Here is a 14,989-nt window from a genome sequence, read left to right as displayed (position 1 = left end):
TTGAATGAGCTGGCTTGCCAGCGATTGCGGCCTGAGATTGCAATGCCGTTTTCGAGGGCCCCATCGCCGGCAAGCCGGCTCCTACAGGGTTGTGCGTGCTTTGGGAGCGATCGTTATTACCTGCACGCCGCGGTCTTGTAGGAGCTGGCTTGCCAGCGATGGCGGTCTGAAGTTGCAATGCGGTTTTCGAGGGACTCATCGCCGGCAAGCCGGCTCCTACAGGGTTGTGCGTGTTTTGGGAGCGATCGTTGCTGCCTGCACGCTGCGGTTCTGTGGGAGCTGGCTTGCCAGCGATTGCGGTCTGAAGTTGCAATGCGGTTTTCGAGGGACCCATCGCCGGCAAGCCGGCTCCTACAGGGTTGTGGACTTCCCTAGAACTTGTCGAGTGTGCGCAGTTTTTGCGGCAACCCCCACAACAACAGCGCAACCGCGATCAGCGCGCAGACGCCGATGACGTACAGCGCCGGTGTGGTGCTGCCGGTCAGGTCTTTGATGCGCCCGACCATGACCGGGCTGACGATGCCGCCGAACTGGCCGAGGGTGTTGATCACCGCGATCCCGCCCGCAGCCCCTGCGCCGGCACCGGCCAGCAGTTTCGGTGGCAGGGTCCAGAAGCTCGGAATCGAGGCGATGATCCCGGCGCCGAGCAAGCCCAGCGCGACGATCAGGAAGGTCGTGTGGTTGGCGAAGATCCCGGCACAGAAGAACCCCAGCGCGCCCACCGCCACCAGCCCGGCGACAAACTTGCGCCGCTCGCCGGTCGAGTCGGACAACCGCCCGATCACCACCATGCTGATCGCGCCGCAGATGTACGGAATCGCGGTCAGCAAACCGATCATCACCGGGCTCTCAGTGCCTGCACTGCGGATCAGTTGCGGTGCCCAGAAGTTCAAGCCGTAGGACGCCACCTGAATCAGGAAGTAGATCAGCCCCAGCGTGAGAAAACCGGGAATCCGCAGCGCGGCGAGCAGCGAGCCACCACTCTTGTGCGGTTCGTGGTGAGCGATGCGGCTGGCCAGCAACGTCTTCTCCGACGGTGTCAGCCAATGGGCATCTTCGATGCGGTCCTTGAGCAAGGTCAGCACCAGCAAACCAAGGCCGATGCACGGCACGCCGCCGAGCAGAAACAGCCAATGCCAGCCGCGCATGTCCAGGAAACCATCGAGGTGTTGCAGCACCAACCCGGAGAACGGTGCGCCGACCAGCCCGGCAAATGCTGATGACAGGAACAGCATCGAGGTGATGCGCCCACGATAATGCTGCGGGAACCACAGCGTCAGGTAATACAGCACGCCCGGCGCAAAACCCGCTTCCATCGCGCCGATCACGAAGCGCAACGCGTAGAACTGCCATTCGCTGTTGACGAAGACCATCGCCGCCGTCGCAAGGCCCCAGGACATCATGATTCGGGCGATCCAGCGCCGGGCGCCGACCTTGTACAGCATCATGTTGCTCGGCACTTCGAAGATCACGTAACCGACCACGAACAGCCCGGCGCCGAGGCCGTACGCGGTGTCGCTCAGGCTCAGGTCGGCCTGCAACTGGAACTTGGCGAAGCTGATGTTGATGCGGTCGAAAAAGGCGAACAAGTAGCAGACCATGATCAGCGGCATCAGGCGCCAGGCGACTTTGCTGACCAGGGCTTTTTCTTCGTCGTGGCTAACGGACGGGCTCGCGCCCGCCTCCAGTACATTGAGGCTCATGGTGCTTTCTCCAGGCGGACTTCCCGTGGGTGTCCGATTGTTTTTGTTGTCTGGTGGATATCGCTTTTTGTAGGAGCCGGCTTGCTGGCGATAGCGGTGGTTCAGGCAGCATCCATGCTGGATGGACGGGCCCTATCGCCAGCAAGCCGGCTCCTACAAGGGGATTCGGTGTGGTCAGGAAGGCACCGGGTGCAGGTCGCAATTGCGGCCGGCCTTGGCCAGTTGGCCGGGGACTTCGTGGCCGAGCAGCGCGGGTAATCCTCGCGACAAGTTCAACAACAATGGCAGATCGATGCCGGTGTGAATGCCGATTTCATCGCACAGGTTGACCAGGTCTTCGGTGCAGATATTGCCCGAGGCGCCGGGGGCAAACGGGCAACCACCGAGCCCGCCGAGGGCCGCGTCGAAGCGTCGGGCACCCGCCTCGTAAGCCGCCAACACGTTGCACAAGCCGAGGCCGCGGGTGTTGTGGAAATGCAGAGTCAAATCCGCTGGCGAAACCCGCTGCAACACCCGCCGCACCAGCCGATCCACCTGCCGTGGATTGGCCATGCCAGTGGTGTCGGCCAAGGTGATGCCCTGAATCCCGAGCTCCTGATATTCATCGACGATTTGCAGCACGCGGTCCTCATCGATCTTGCCCTCGAACGGGCAACCGAAAGTGGTGGCGATGCTGCCGTTCAATCGCACCTTGGTGTCACCCACGTATTGCACGATCTCGCCGAATGCGGCCAATGAAGCCTCGCAACGCATGCGCATGTTGGCCAGGTTGTGGGTCTGGCTGGCGGACATCACCAGGTTCAGCTCATCGGCGCGGCACGCCAACGCCCGTTGCGCGCCCTTGAGGTTGGGGATCAACGCAACATAGATCACCCCCGGTTGGCGGGTGATGCCCTTGAACACCAGCTCGCCATCGCGCAGTGCGGGAATGGCCTTGGGCGACACGAACGAGCCGGCTTCGATGCGGCTGAATCCAGCCAGTGACAGCTGATCGATCAACGCGATTTTGTCGACCGTTTCCACCCAGGTCGGCTCTATCTGCAAGCCGTCGCGCGGGGAGACTTCCTGAACGATCAGGGTCTCGGAAAAATCAGTGATCATTGCACCACCCCTTCAGTTTTCAGGCGTTCGATGTCCGCATCCGTCAGGCCCAGCCCCGCAAGAATCCCGTCGGTGTGCTGGCCCAGGCCCGGCCCCGACCAGTTCACGCCGCCGGGGGTTTCGGAAAGTTTGGGCACGATGCCCGGCATCTTCACTTTCGCGCCACCGGGCAGGTCGGCGCTGAGCAACATGTCCCGCGCCTGATAGTGCGGGTCGGCGACGATGTCGGCCACGGAATAGATGCGCCCGGCCGGTACTTCAGCGGCTTCCAGGGCCGCCAGCACGTCATCGATGGGCAGGCTGCTGGTCCAGTGGGTGATGGCGGCGTCGAGCACATTACTTTTCAAGGCGCGGCCATCGTTGTGAGCAAACTCAGGCGCTTCGGCCAGATCGCGACGACCGATCACCTCCATCAAACGCTTGTAGATCGGGTCGCTGTTACCGGCGATCACCACGTAGGCGCCATCGGCCGTCAGGTAGGTGTTGGACGGCGCGATGCCCGGCAAGGCACCGCCGCTGCGTTCGCGAACATGACCGAGCATGTCGTATTCCGGCACCAGGCTTTCCATGACATTGAACACGCTTTCGGCCAGCGACACATCGACCACTTGCCCCCCGCCCTGCCCAGTCTTGACCCGCAGCAGCGACATCAACGCACCAATCACCGCGTGCAAAGACGCCAGGGAATCACCGAGGCTGACACCCACCCTCGCCGGCGGCGAACCGGGGGTGCCGGTGGTGTAGCGAATGCCGCCCATGGCCTCGCCGATGGCGCCGAAACCCGGGCGGTCGCGGTAGGGGCCGGTCTGGCCGTAACCGGAAATGCGTACCAGCGTCAGGTTGGGATTGAGCGCGTGCAGCACGTCCCAGCCCAGGCCGAGTTTTTCCAGGGCGCCGGGACGCAGGTTTTCGATCAGCACGTCGGCGCTGGTCGCCAGTTGCTTGACCAGTTCAATGCCTTCAGGGGATTTCAGGTTCAGCGCCAAGGACTTCTTGTTGCGCGATTGCAGGTACCACCACAGCGAGGTGCCTTCGTGCAGCTTGCGCCATTTGCGCAGGGGGTCGCCCTGGCCCATGGCTTCGATCTTGATCACTTCGGCGCCGAACTCGGCGAGCATGCGGGCGGCGAACGGCGCAGCGATCAGCGTGCCGATTTCGATCACTTTGATTGCGCTCAGGGGGGCAGTCATCGCGGGGTACCTCTTGTTCTTGGAATATGCGCCAAGGCTAGAGGAGCGAGGGGAATGGAATCCAACCTTCAGTTGGCAACGAGCGTTCGCCAAACGCGAACGCTCTGGAAGATTGTCGCGACCTCAGATCAGTCTTCGCGGGCAAGCCTCGCTCCTACAGGTTTGCGAGATCCCTGTAGGAGCGAGGCTTGCCCGCGAAGGGGTCGGACCTGCCAACAATAATCTCAACCCTGCCCGCGCAACTGCTCAAACAACATCCGGCTCACCGGCGACAACGCCGCTTCATCGCGCACGACGATAATCAACGCCCGATCCGACCAGTCATCCGTCAACGGCACCGCATGCAACCCCAGCGCCCGACCAAACAACTCGTAAGCCTTCTGCGGCAAAATCCCGATGCCCATGTTGGCCTGGACCATCCGGCACATCGCATCGAACCCCGGCACATGAATCCGCAGCCGCAGCACTTTGCCCGCCTGACGCGCGGCTGCGTGGGTGCGCATGTTGATGGAACTGGCGGCGTGCAGGCCGACGTAATCGCTGTCCAGCGTATCGGCGAACGCCAGGCTGGAACGGCTGGCCAAGGGATGATCCGGCAGCATCAGCACCACCAGTTTGTCCTGGCGATACAGCACGCTGTGCAGACCTTTCACATCGCTGTCGCTGGAACAGATCCCGAGGTCCGCCACGCCATCCAGCACCCCTTGAATCACCCCGCTGCTGGGGCGTTCTTCGAGGTCAGTCTTGACCTGCGGATGACGTTCGGAAAAGTCCCGCAGGTCTTCCGGCAGGAATTGAATGATCGCCGACAGGTTGGCGAGCATCCGCACATAGCCGCGAATGCCGTGGCTGTGCTCACCCAACTCCAGACCCATTTTCTCGACGTTGAACAACATCTGCCGAGCATGGTGCAACAGGGTTTCGCCGGCCGGTGTCAGGGTCATGCCTTTGGCCTGACGCACAAACAGACTGATGCCCAGCGCCTCCTCCAACTCCATCAACCGCTTGCTCGCCGCCGACACCGCAATCGCTTCGCGCGCAGCGGCACGGGTCAGCGTGCCTTCTTCGTGGACGGCGACAAACAGTTGAAGGGTCATCAGATCGAGGCGGCGGATCAGGCTTTTTTGCAGCATGGAGGGCTCGGCGATGTCGGTTCGGGCGAAGACGCAGCATAGCGTCCTTTGCGCCCGAACCGTGCGACCGTCAAAACGCGCTGCGGAAAATCTCCTCGATCTGCCGCTGATCCGCTGCACGTGGGTTGGTCACGCCGCACGCGTCTTTCAAGGCGTTGCTGGCGAGCGTCGGGATGTCGTTGAGGCGGGCACCGAGTTCACGCAACCCGGCGGGAATTTCCACATCCCTGGCCAGGCTGCGGATCGCCGTGATGGCTGCCTGCGCGCCCTCTTCCGGGCTGAAGCCGCGAATATCGGCGCCCATTGCGTGGGCCACGTCGGTCAGGCGCTCGGCGCACACCAGCGCGTTGAAGCTTTGCACATGCGGCAACAGCACGGCGTTACAGACGCCATGGGGCAAGTCGTAGAAACCACCCAACTGGTGCGCCATGGCATGCACGTAGCCAAGGGACGCATTATTGAACGCCATGCCCGCGAGGAACTGTGCGTAAGCCATGTTTTCCCGCGCGGCCAGGTCGCTGCCATCGCGTACGGCCAGGCGCAGGTTGCTGCTGATCAGCGTCATCGCCTTCAGCGCGCAGGCATCGGTGATCGGGTTGGCAGCAGTGGACACGTAGGCTTCGATGGCGTGGGTCAGCGCGTCCATGCCGGTGGCGGCGGTCAGGCTTTTGGGCATGGCGACCATCAGCGACGGGTCGTTGACCGACAGCAGCGGCGTGACGTTGCGGTCGACGATGGCCATTTTCACGTGACGGGTTTCGTCAGTGATGATGCAGAAGCGCGTCATCTCGCTGGCGGTGCCGGCGGTGGTGTTGATGGCGATCAACGGCAGTTGCGGCTTCTCGGATTGATCGACGCCTTCGTAATCGCGAATCTGCCCGCCATTGGTCGCGCACAACGCGATGCCTTTGGCGCAGTCGTGGGGCGAACCACCGCCCAGCGACACCACGAAATCACAGCGACTTTCCTTGAGCAGGCCCAGCCCGCTCTCGACGTTGGCGATGCTCGGGTTGGGCTTGGCGCCGTCGAAGATGACCGAGTCGATGTCTTTCATTGCCAGCCTCTCGGCGATCATCGCAGCCACGCCCGCCTTGGCCAGCCCGGCGTCGGTGACGATCAGCGCCTTTTTAAAACCGTACTTGCCGATGGCGTCCATGGCCTCGTCGAGGCAACCAATACCCATGATGTTCACGGCGGGGATGAAAAACGTGCTGCTCATGGCGAATCTCCAGGTCTGGGCCGTATCGGTGGTTCGATCCGGCGGATACCCACAGGATCGACCCATCGGCGCGGCGTTAACTTGATCTGGCTCAAGTCCAAGTCGTGATAAAGTCGCCGCCCATCCGACCTTTTGCTTTTTGAGACGACGACCGCAATGACCGATTTCCAGGATGTCGATGCCCAACTAGAAGACTGGAACGCCCTGCGCGCCACCGCCTCGATCAGCGGCCTGCTGGTGGGCAACGGCGCCAGCCGCGCGGTCTGGGACGATTTCGGCTACGACTCGCTGTTCGAGAACGCCCGCACCGTCGAAGAAAAACCCCTGAGCCAGTCCGAACTCAGCGTGTTCGTCGCGATGCAAACGCGCAGTTTCGAGCAGGTGCTGGGTGCGCTGAAAACCACCAGCCGGGTGAACAAGGCCCTGGCCGTCAGCTCCGCCGCGCCGCGCAATCGCTACTACGCGATCAAGGAAGCGCTGATCAACACCGTGCACGCGGTGCACATCCCGTGGCGACTGGTGGAGCCTTCGACACTGGCGACGATCAATCAGGAACTGGGCCGTTACCGGACGGTGTTCACCACCAATTACGACTTGCTCAACTACTGGGCGATCCAGCACCAGCCGGATGCGATCACCGACCTGTTCCAGGGTGCCGAGCCGGGGTTTGATTTGAGCGCCACGGCGACCGATAAAACCCGTCTGCTGTACCTGCACGGCGGGTTGCATCTGGTACGCAATCAGGACGGCACGGCACGCAAACTGATGTCGACCGAAGGCACGCTGCTGGGCAGTTTTGCGATCAACAACACGATCAAGACGCTGGATGACGTGCCGCTGTTTGTGAACGAAGGGCCGAGCGCAGACAAGCTCAAGACCATCCGCAGCTCGGATTATCTGTCGTTTTGCTATGACCAGTTATTGGGGCATGCCGAGGGCTTGTGCGTCTTCGGGCATGCGTTGGGCGAGCAGGACAGCCACATCATTCATGCGCTGCGCCAGGCGAAACCCAAGGTGGTCGCGATTTCGATTTATCCGCGCAGCAAGGCGTTTATCCAGCATCAGAAGCGGCATTACGCGAAGGTGTTTGAGGGGACCGGATCGGAGCTGCGGTTTTTTGATTCGAAGACGCATGCGCTTGGAAGTCCCAAGCTCACCGTTCCCGTCGAGGTGTAACACCGATTTTGTAGGAGCCGGCTTGCTGGCGATGGCGGTGGGTCAGTCGACGCATTTATCGCCTGATCGGACGCAATCGCCAGCAAGCCGGCTCCTACAGGGGTGCGCGGTGTTATGCAGCTCACTCTTCAGCGCTATGCACCACCACCAGCAACTGCGCCTGAACCTCGCCCACTGAGCGGATCCGGTGCGGTTTCTGCGCATTGAAGTGCAGCGCATCACCGCGCTCTAGCAGCACGCGCTCGTTCATGAAGTCCACTTCCACCTGCCCTTCGTGGACAAACAGAAACTCCTCCCCCACGTGTTCCTTGAAGGTTTTGTCCGCGAATTCGAACGGCGGATAAATGATGAACGGCAGCAGACTGCGCTCACTCACCTGATGCGCCAGCACCGCATAGCCGGGGCTCTCATCATTGGCCGCCAACGACTGACGTTCATGGCTGCGCACCAGGCTGTAGCTGTCGAGGCTGACGCTGTCTTCGGAGAACAATTCCTCGACCTTGACGTTCAGCGCCTTGGCCAGCTTCAGCGCAGCCGCGATGGACGGCGTATTCAACCCGCGCTCGACTTTCGACAGATAGCTCTTGGTCATCCCGGATTTTTCAGCCAGGGCCTCGAGCGTCACGCCCAGTTTTTTTCTCAGTAATTTCAAACGGATAGACATGCAGAACGATTAATCCATCGAGGAGGCAACGATTCATCCTTGCCAATGACACAAAGTGTCATATAGCATCATTTGTGTCATTTGCATTCACCAAGGCCTTGCGAGCAACGAGTGAACGGCAAATCCGACGTCCATTGAACCACCCAAAGGACACCGATATGGCCAAGACCTTAGCATTACCCAAAGAGCAACTGGTCAAGCAAGCGCTGACCCAGATGCAAAATACCCTGGCAGATAATACGTGGACCGACCGGCAAAAGCTGGCCCTGACCTGCCGCATTCTGTTCGAGCACGGCCACGACTCCGGCCTGGCCGGGCAGATCACCGCCCGTGGCCCGCAGCCCGGCACTTACTACACTCAACAACTGGGCCTGGGTTTCGACGAAATCACCGCCAGCAACCTGCTGCTGGTCAACGAAGACCTGGAAGTGCTTGAAGGCCACGGCATGCCCAACCCGGCCAACCGTTTCCACAGTTGGGTGTACCGCGCCCGGCCGGACGTGAATTGCATCATCCACACGCACCCGACGCACGTCGCGGCGCTGTCGATGCTCGAAGTGCCGCTGCAGATTTCCCACATGGACCTCTGCCCGCTCTACGACGATTGCGCGTTTCTCGAAGGCTGGCCGGGTGTGCCGGTCGGTAACGAAGAAGGCGAGCTGATTGCCGGCGCCCTCGGCGACAAGCGCGCGGTCCTGCTGTCGCACCACGGTCAGTTGTCCACCGGCACGAGCATCGAGGAAGCCTGTGTGATCGCGCAACTGATCGAACGCGCCGCGAAGCTGCAACTGTTGGCGATGAGCGCCGGGACCATCAAGCCGATCATTCCGGAACTGGGTCGTGAAGCCCACGACTGGATCTCGAAACCCAAGCGCCATGGCGCTGCGTTCAACTACTACGCTCGGCAGAACCTGCGCCAACACGCCGATTGCCTGAACTGAACCCACGCATTTTCAAGAGGAGCGTCGCCATGTCGACCCCAACGATTCACGGCATCATCGGCTACACCATCACCCCGTTCACCGCCAATGGCGAAGGCGTTGATCTCGACGCGCTCGGACGTTCCATCGACCGCCTGATCGACGACGGCGTCCACTCGATCGCGCCGCTGGGCAGTACCGGCGAAGGCGCTTACCTGAGCGACGCGGAGTGGGACCAGGTCAGCGAGTTCAGTATCAAGCACGTGGCCAAACGGGTGCCGACCATCGTCAGCGTATCCGACCTGACCACCGCCAAAGCGGTGCGCCGCGCACGTTTCGCCGAAGCCCATGGCGCCGACGTGGTGATGGTCTTGCCGACGTCTTACTGGAAACTCAGCGAGGCGGAAATCCTCGCCCATTACCGGGCCATCGGCGACAGCATCGGCGTACCGATCATGCTCTACAACAACCCGGCCACCAGCGGCACGGACATGTCGGTCGACCTGATCCTGCGCATCGTCAACACCGTGGACAACGTAACCATGGTCAAGGAGAGCACCGGCGACATCCAGCGCATGCACCAACTGCAACGGCTCGGCGAGGGTCAGGTGCCGTTCTACAACGGCTGCAATCCGCTGGCGCTGGAGGCTTTTGCAGCGGGTGCGAAAGGCTGGTGTACGGCGGCGCCGAATCTGATTGCGCAACTCAATCTCGATTTGTATGAAGCGGTTTTGGCCAATGATCTGAGCAAGGCGCGTGAACTGTTCTATCGCCAGTTGCCGTTGCTGGACTTCATTTTGAAGGGTGGGTTGCCGGCGACGATCAAGGCCGGTTTACGTGCGACCGGGCTGGAAGTGGGGGATCCGCGATTGCCGGTGTTTCCGTTGGGTGAGGATGGCCTTGGCCAGTTACAAACCTTGTTGAAAGCATTGCGCTGATCTCGAAGTTCACAAAAAACCAATGTGGGAGCTAGCCTGCTAGCGATAGCGGCCTGACATTCAACATCTTCGTCGAATGTTCAGCAGCCATCGCTAGCAGGCTAGCTCCCACAGTGGATTTGTATTGGGTCTGGAAGATGTGCTCAAAGCACCGGCAAGGTCTTGTCCTTGATCACGGTGGTCGGGCCGTTGGTCTTCACGCTGGCGATGCCTTTTTCCCGCGCGGCCTCGGAAGAATAGGCCTCGCTGCTGCCGATGATCTCGTGGTTGGCGGCCTTGAGGTTGAAATACGGATGGCCATCCTTGGTAGTCTTTTTCTCGTAGCGCTCATCCAGCGGGCTGTTCTTCTGCACTGAGGCGATGCCGTTTTCGGCGGCGCTGCGAGTGGTGTAGTGCTCGCTGTTCAGAATGGTTTCGGCATTCGCCGCTTTCAGCACGAAGCGAAACTGGCCGTTGCTGGTTTTGCTCAACTCATACCATCCAGACATAATTTTTCTCCTTGGCGATTGAGGGGTTTCGCGCTTCAGAGTAAAGACCAGTCATGGATTTTTGTCGCCTGAACCGGCCCCATCGCGAGCAGGCTCGCTCCTACAGGGGAACGCGTTCCCCTGTAGGAGCGAGGCTTGCCCGCGAATGGATCGACACGGTCTACGCTATTTCACCACCGCACGAACCACCGACAACTCCGGCGCCTGCACCCGCCGTTGCGACAAATACCGCGTACAACTCACCCGCAAGAACGAAGCAAAATTCACCACTTCCCCGCGATAATCCATCACCTCTTCATACAGCTTGGCGATCAACTGGTTGGTGGTCATGCCGTCGACCTCGGCGATTTCGCTGAGGATGTCCCAGAACTGATTCTCCAGCCGCAGGGTGGTGACCACCCCGCAGATGCGCAGCGAGCGGGAGCGCGATTCGTAGAGAATCGGGTCGGCCTTGACGTAGAGCTCGCACATGGAAAAGTCCCTCGTTACAGCGTGATTTTGGTGCCCAGCAACCCGAGGAAACCGGCGAGCCAGCTCGGGTGGGCCGGCCAGGCCGGAGCAGTGGCCAGATTGCCTTGAACGTGACCTTCCGTCACCGGGATATCGATAAACGTACCGCCGGCCAAGCGCACTTCAGGTGCGCAAGCCGGGTAGGCGCTGCACTCGCGACCTTCCAGAATGCCTGCCGCCGCCAGCAATTGCGCACCGTGGCACACGGCGGCGATCGGCTTGCCGGCCTTGTCGAAGGCACGCACCAGCTCCAGGACTTTTTCGTTCAGGCGCAGGTATTCCGGGGCACGACCGCCGGGGATCAGCAGCGCGTCGTAGTCGGCTTCAGCAACCTTGGCAAAATCGAAGTTCAAGGCAAACAGATGGCCGGGCTTTTCGCTGTAGGTCTGGTCGCCTTCGAAGTCGTGGATCGCCGTGCGCACGGTCTGGCCGGCGGATTTGTCCGGGCAGACGGCGTGCACCGTGTGGCCGACCATCAGCAATGCCTGGAACGGCACCATCACTTCGTAGTCTTCGACGTAATCGCCGACCAGCATCAGGATTTTCTTGGCAGCCATGGGGAGGACTCCTCTGGGGAAATGCATAGGAGTATTCAAGGTAGTCGTTATCCAGAGGGGCGGGTAATAACCAGCTACTACGGCGTTATCGTTCTTCGCGGGCAAGCCTCGCTCCTACAGGTTATGCGTGATCCCTGTAGGAGCGAGGCTTGCCCGCGAAGGCGTCCTCAACTGTACGGATAACTCTGCGCCTAGCTGTAACAGCGGCCCCCACCGGATTTATGGCTAGATGAAGACACTTCCCGCCACCCTGAATTCTGGTTCCCATCATGTCCACGCGCGAAAACACCGGCATGGCCCTCGGCCTGCTCGGCGTTGTGATTTTCAGCCTGACCCTGCCCTTCACACGGATCGTCGTGCAGGAACTCCATCCGTTGCTCAACGGCCTCGGCCGTGCGTTGTTCGCAGCGATTCCGGCGGCGCTGTTGTTGCTGTGGCGCCGGGAAAAATGGCCGACCTGGAAACAGGTCAAAGGCCTGACGCTGGTGATCGCCGGCGTGATCCTCGGCTTCCCGGTTTTATCCGCCTGGGCGATGCAAACCTTGCCCGCGTCCCACGGCGCACTGGTCAACGGCCTGCAACCCTTGTGCGTGGCGCTGTACGCCGCGTGGTTGTCCCACGAACGCCCGTCGAAAGCCTTCTGGGCCTGCGCCGCGCTGGGCAGTGCGCTGGTGCTGGGTTACGCGTTGATCAGCGGAGCCGGGAGCATTCAGGCCGGTGATTTGCTGATGCTCGGCGCGATTGCCGTGGGCGGTCTGGGGTATGCCGAAGGGGGGCGCTTGGCCAAGGAGATGGGTGGCTGGCAGGTGATCTGCTGGGCGCTGGTGCTGTCGACGCCACTGTTGATCGGACCGGTGGTGTACCTGGCGCTGCAACACCAGGGCGAAATTTCGGCCAAGACCTGGTGGGCCTTTGGTTATGTTTCGCTGTTCTCGCAGTTCATCGGCTTCTTCGCCTGGTACGCCGGGTTGGCCATGGGTGGCATTGCCCGCGTCAGTCAGATCCAGCTGTTGCAGATCTTCTTCACCATCGCGTTTTCGGCGTTGTTCTTCGGTGAACACATCGAGCCGATCACCTGGCTGTTTGCTGCCGGGGTGATCGTGACGGTGATGTTGGGGCGTAAAACGGCGGTCAAACCCGCACGTATTGCCACTGCATAACCCGAACGGACACACACCTTTGTAGGAGCCGGCTTGCTGGCGATGGCATCACCGCGGTGTATCTGACAGACCGAGGAGATACCATCGCCAGCAAGCCGGCTCCTACAGTTCAGTGGTAGTCGTCGGCGCGCAGCAAGGTTTAGAGGTATTTGTCAGCGCGCAGCAGGGTTTCCAGGCAATGTTCGGTGATGTGGTAGAAATCCTTCAGCTCCTGAATCTTCACCAACAACTGGGTCGGGTCCACCGGCTCGGCGCGCTTGACCGCCAGGATCATCTTGTTCTTGTTGGTGTGGTCCAGTGAGATGAACTCGAACACCTTGGTTTCATAACCGCAAGCTTCAAGGAACAACGCACGCAAACTGTCGGTGACCATTTCCGCTTGCTGACCCAGGTGCAAACCGTATTGCAGCATCGGCTTGAGCAGCGCCGGGCTCTGGATTTGCAGGCGGATCTGCTTGTGGCAGCACGGCGAGCACATGATGATCGACGCGCCGGAACGAATGCCGGTGTGGATCGCATAATCAGTGGCGATGTCGCAGGCATGCAGCGCGATCATCACGTCCAGCTCGCTCGGCGCCACACTGCGCACGTCACCGCACTTGAACACCAGCCCCGGGTGTTCCAGTTTCGCAGCGGCGGCGTTGCACAGGTTGACCATCTCTTCACGCAGCTCGACGCCGGTCACTTCGCCTTCGGCGTTCAAGGTGTTGCGCAAATAGTCGTGGATCGCAAACGTCAGGTAGCCCTTGCCCGAACCGAAGTCCGCGACCCGCACCGGTTTGTCCAGCGCCAGCGGCGAGGTGGTCAGGGCATGGCTGAAGACTTCGATGAACTTGTTGATCTGCTTCCACTTGCGCGACATCGCCGGGATGAGCTCGTGCTTGTTGTTGGTCACACCGAGGTCGGCGAGGAACGGCCGGCTGAGGTCGAGGAAGCGGTTTTTCTCGCGGTTGTGCTCGGCGGACGGCACTTCGCGCAATTGCTGAGGTTTGCTCTTGAACAGCGAAGACTTGCCCTTTTTGCTGTATTCGAGCTGGGCTTCGTCGGTCAGCGACAACAAATGCGCATTTTTGAACGAGGCCGGCAGCAACGCGGCGATGGTCGCCACGCCCTCGGCCAGCGGCAGGTTCTTGGTGATGTCGCGGGTTTTGTAGCGGTAGACGAAGGACAGGCAAGGCTGATCCTTGACCGTCAGTTGCTTGATGATCAGCCGTTGCAGATCCGCTTCGGTGCCGACGTACTTGGCCAGCACCAGTTTGATGAAGGCATTGGCGTCGAGGCTGGTTTGCAGCAGGTCGATGAACTGGGCGTGGTGATCCGGCGCGAGGCTGGCGGGAGTGGCGGTGACGGACATGGAAAAAACGGCCTCGGGCGGAGCGAATCGGGAATGGCGGGTATTTTAGGGGGGATGGCCGTTCAGGGCACGGCTAATTTCCCGAACGGTTCAGCATGTGAACGCATTCCCCTGTGGGAGCGAGACCGGCTTGCCGGCGATGGTCGTCAACGATGACGCGTGCTGTCTGGGTCAACGCGGGGTCTGGACGTTTTTCGCGAGCAGGCTCGCTCCTACAGGGGGGATCAGCGTCAGCCTAGAACCACCAACCGGTTCGGCAACTCATTGCGCACATGCGTCACCGGCACGTGCACCTTGAGCAATTCGCCGCAGGCTTCGACGCACGTGACAAAACCCTGCAACGTCTGCCCCTGTTTCACCTGCTGGGTGAACGCCGCCACAATGGCGTCCCAGTTTTTGTTGTCCAGCCGTTTGGAAATCCCTTCGTCCACCAGGATTTCCACATAGCGCTCGGCCTCGCAAACGAAAATCAGCATGCCGGTGCTGCCGACGGTGTGGTGCAGGTTTTGCTCCAGGAACTGCCGGCGCGCCAGGTTCGAGGCGCGCCAGTGACGTACCGAGCGCGGGATCAGGTGCGTGGTGACTTTCGGAATACGGAACACCAGGCACAGCACAATGAAGGTGAGCCATTGCACCAGCAGCAGGCTGTGCATGGTCAGCCAGCCGGTCAAATAATGCACGACACCCGGCACCACCAGCGCCAGCAGGCTGGCCCATAGCAGCGGGATGTACGCATAGTCGTCGGCGCGGGCTGCAAGCACCGTCACCAGCTCGGCATCGGTGTCGCGCTCGACCCGGGCGATTGCCTCGGCGACTTTGCGTTGTTCGTGTTCAGTCAGTAATGCCATGTCTTAAAGTGCTCGTTCATTATTGTTA

15 protein-coding genes are annotated in these 14,989 nt (G+C 60.9%); 4 read left to right on the top strand and 11 right to left on the bottom strand.

Going from position 1 to position 14,989, the window contains the following annotated elements; translation table 11 throughout:
* Window positions 1–371 precede the first annotated feature (371 nt).
* From KGA97_RS15330 to yiaY, 5 genes are all read right to left on the bottom strand, one after another.
* Entirely contained in the window at window positions 372–1,703 is a 1,332-nt protein-coding gene (locus tag KGA97_RS15330; protein ID WP_008025730.1) for an MFS transporter, read from the bottom strand.
* 174 nt (window positions 1,704–1,877) lie between these two features.
* Window positions 1,878–2,804 (bottom strand): hydroxymethylglutaryl-CoA lyase, encoded by a 927-nt coding sequence (locus tag KGA97_RS15325; RefSeq protein ID WP_223481023.1) that lies wholly within the window; start codon window positions 2,802–2,804, stop codon window positions 1,878–1,880.
* Complete coding sequence (locus KGA97_RS15320) at window positions 2,801–3,994, bottom strand: CaiB/BaiF CoA transferase family protein (protein WP_207286759.1); 1,194 nt, start codon at window positions 3,992–3,994, stop codon at window positions 2,801–2,803. Before KGA97_RS15320 ends, KGA97_RS15325 begins: the two co-directional genes overlap by 4 nt.
* Window positions 3,995–4,218: 224 nt before the next feature.
* The gene (locus tag KGA97_RS15315) at window positions 4,219–5,127 is read right to left on the bottom strand and encodes a LysR family transcriptional regulator (protein ID WP_008025723.1); all 909 of its coding nucleotides are present in this window, start codon (window positions 5,125–5,127) and stop codon (window positions 4,219–4,221) included.
* A gap of 70 nt (window positions 5,128–5,197) precedes the next feature.
* Window positions 5,198–6,346 carry an L-threonine dehydrogenase gene (yiaY, locus tag KGA97_RS15310; RefSeq protein WP_223481022.1) on the bottom strand — a complete coding sequence of 383 codons (1,149 nt, stop codon included), beginning with the start codon at window positions 6,344–6,346 and terminating at the stop codon, window positions 5,198–5,200.
* A 156-nt stretch (window positions 6,347–6,502) separates the two neighbouring features.
* On the opposite strand from yiaY, the gene KGA97_RS15305 reads away from it, so the two are divergent.
* Window positions 6,503–7,522, top strand: a complete 1,020-nt coding sequence (locus KGA97_RS15305; RefSeq protein ID WP_223481021.1) for a DUF4917 family protein — start codon at window positions 6,503–6,505, stop codon at window positions 7,520–7,522.
* 121 nt (window positions 7,523–7,643) lie between these two features.
* Here the strand turns inward: KGA97_RS15305 and KGA97_RS15300 are convergent, their stop codons facing one another.
* Complete coding sequence (locus KGA97_RS15300) at window positions 7,644–8,186, bottom strand: helix-turn-helix domain-containing protein (RefSeq protein ID WP_008039507.1); 543 nt, start codon at window positions 8,184–8,186, stop codon at window positions 7,644–7,646.
* Window positions 8,187–8,344: 158 nt separating this feature from the next.
* Here KGA97_RS15300 and KGA97_RS15295 point away from each other — a divergent pair, with 158 nt between their 5' ends.
* Window positions 8,345–9,127 (top strand): aldolase, encoded by a 783-nt coding sequence (locus tag KGA97_RS15295; protein WP_223481020.1) that lies wholly within the window; start codon window positions 8,345–8,347, stop codon window positions 9,125–9,127.
* A 29-nt stretch (window positions 9,128–9,156) separates the two neighbouring features.
* On the top strand, window positions 9,157–10,044 hold the full coding sequence (locus tag KGA97_RS15290) for a dihydrodipicolinate synthase family protein (protein ID WP_207286756.1): 888 nt from the start codon (window positions 9,157–9,159) through the stop codon (window positions 10,042–10,044).
* 143 nt (window positions 10,045–10,187) lie between these two features.
* Here the strand turns inward: KGA97_RS15290 and KGA97_RS15285 are convergent, their stop codons facing one another.
* The 3 genes from KGA97_RS15285 to KGA97_RS15275 form a co-directional block, all read right to left on the bottom strand.
* On the bottom strand, window positions 10,188–10,532 hold the full coding sequence (locus KGA97_RS15285; RefSeq protein WP_008025708.1) for a YegP family protein: 345 nt from the start codon (window positions 10,530–10,532) through the stop codon (window positions 10,188–10,190).
* Between the two features lie 165 nt (window positions 10,533–10,697).
* Window positions 10,698–11,003 (bottom strand): ribbon-helix-helix domain-containing protein, encoded by a 306-nt coding sequence (locus KGA97_RS15280; protein ID WP_008025707.1) that lies wholly within the window; start codon window positions 11,001–11,003, stop codon window positions 10,698–10,700.
* A 14-nt stretch (window positions 11,004–11,017) separates the two neighbouring features.
* Window positions 11,018–11,599 carry a DJ-1/PfpI family protein gene (locus KGA97_RS15275; RefSeq protein WP_192420596.1) on the bottom strand — a complete coding sequence of 194 codons (582 nt, stop codon included), beginning with the start codon at window positions 11,597–11,599 and terminating at the stop codon, window positions 11,018–11,020.
* Between the two features lie 269 nt (window positions 11,600–11,868).
* Here KGA97_RS15275 and KGA97_RS15270 point away from each other — a divergent pair, with 269 nt between their 5' ends.
* Window positions 11,869–12,759: a DMT family transporter gene (locus KGA97_RS15270; RefSeq protein WP_008025702.1), complete on the top strand. Its 891-nt coding sequence runs from the start codon at window positions 11,869–11,871 to the stop codon at window positions 12,757–12,759.
* Between the two features lie 139 nt (window positions 12,760–12,898).
* Here the strand turns inward: KGA97_RS15270 and KGA97_RS15265 are convergent, their stop codons facing one another.
* Together KGA97_RS15265 and KGA97_RS15260 are read right to left on the bottom strand one after the other, a co-directional pair.
* Complete coding sequence (locus KGA97_RS15265) at window positions 12,899–14,113, bottom strand: class I SAM-dependent methyltransferase (RefSeq protein WP_223481019.1); 1,215 nt, start codon at window positions 14,111–14,113, stop codon at window positions 12,899–12,901.
* Window positions 14,114–14,343: 230 nt separating this feature from the next.
* Window positions 14,344–14,961 (bottom strand): TPM domain-containing protein, encoded by a 618-nt coding sequence (locus KGA97_RS15260; protein ID WP_008025698.1) that lies wholly within the window; start codon window positions 14,959–14,961, stop codon window positions 14,344–14,346.
* Window positions 14,962–14,989: the final 28 nt, after the last annotated feature.

The organism is Pseudomonas sp. BF-B-15, from assembly GCF_019946675.1.
Lineage (GTDB): Bacteria > Pseudomonadota > Gammaproteobacteria > Pseudomonadales > Pseudomonadaceae > Aquipseudomonas > Aquipseudomonas migulae.
This window is presented reverse-complemented; position numbering and strand designations above follow the sequence as displayed.

What these genes read in the sequence shown, in the direction of transcription:
- KGA97_RS15285 (WP_008025708.1), bottom strand. Translation starts at nt 10,532, where the DNA reads ATGTCTGGATGGTATGAGTTGAGCAAAACCAGCAACGGCCAGTTTCGC.
- KGA97_RS15300 (WP_008039507.1), bottom strand. Translation starts at nt 8,186, where the DNA reads ATGTCTATCCGTTTGAAATTACTGAGAAAAAAACTGGGCGTGACGCTC.
- yiaY (WP_223481022.1), bottom strand. Translation starts at nt 6,346, where the DNA reads ATGAGCAGCACGTTTTTCATCCCCGCCGTGAACATCATGGGTATTGGT.
- KGA97_RS15320 (WP_207286759.1), bottom strand. Translation starts at nt 3,994, where the DNA reads ATGACTGCCCCCCTGAGCGCAATCAAAGTGATCGAAATCGGCACGCTG.
- KGA97_RS15330 (WP_008025730.1), bottom strand. Translation starts at nt 1,703, where the DNA reads ATGAGCCTCAATGTACTGGAGGCGGGCGCGAGCCCGTCCGTTAGCCAC.
- KGA97_RS15270 (WP_008025702.1), top strand. Translation starts at nt 11,869, where the DNA reads ATGTCCACGCGCGAAAACACCGGCATGGCCCTCGGCCTGCTCGGCGTT.
- KGA97_RS15305 (WP_223481021.1), top strand. Translation starts at nt 6,503, where the DNA reads ATGACCGATTTCCAGGATGTCGATGCCCAACTAGAAGACTGGAACGCC.
- KGA97_RS15260 (WP_008025698.1), bottom strand. Translation starts at nt 14,961, where the DNA reads ATGGCATTACTGACTGAACACGAACAACGCAAAGTCGCCGAGGCAATC.
- KGA97_RS15295 (WP_223481020.1), top strand. Translation starts at nt 8,345, where the DNA reads ATGGCCAAGACCTTAGCATTACCCAAAGAGCAACTGGTCAAGCAAGCG.
- KGA97_RS15280 (WP_008025707.1), bottom strand. Translation starts at nt 11,003, where the DNA reads ATGTGCGAGCTCTACGTCAAGGCCGACCCGATTCTCTACGAATCGCGC.
- KGA97_RS15315 (WP_008025723.1), bottom strand. Translation starts at nt 5,127, where the DNA reads ATGCTGCAAAAAAGCCTGATCCGCCGCCTCGATCTGATGACCCTTCAA.
- KGA97_RS15325 (WP_223481023.1), bottom strand. Translation starts at nt 2,804, where the DNA reads ATGATCACTGATTTTTCCGAGACCCTGATCGTTCAGGAAGTCTCCCCG.
- KGA97_RS15275 (WP_192420596.1), bottom strand. Translation starts at nt 11,599, where the DNA reads ATGGCTGCCAAGAAAATCCTGATGCTGGTCGGCGATTACGTCGAAGAC.
- KGA97_RS15290 (WP_207286756.1), top strand. Translation starts at nt 9,157, where the DNA reads ATGTCGACCCCAACGATTCACGGCATCATCGGCTACACCATCACCCCG.
- KGA97_RS15265 (WP_223481019.1), bottom strand. Translation starts at nt 14,113, where the DNA reads ATGTCCGTCACCGCCACTCCCGCCAGCCTCGCGCCGGATCACCACGCC.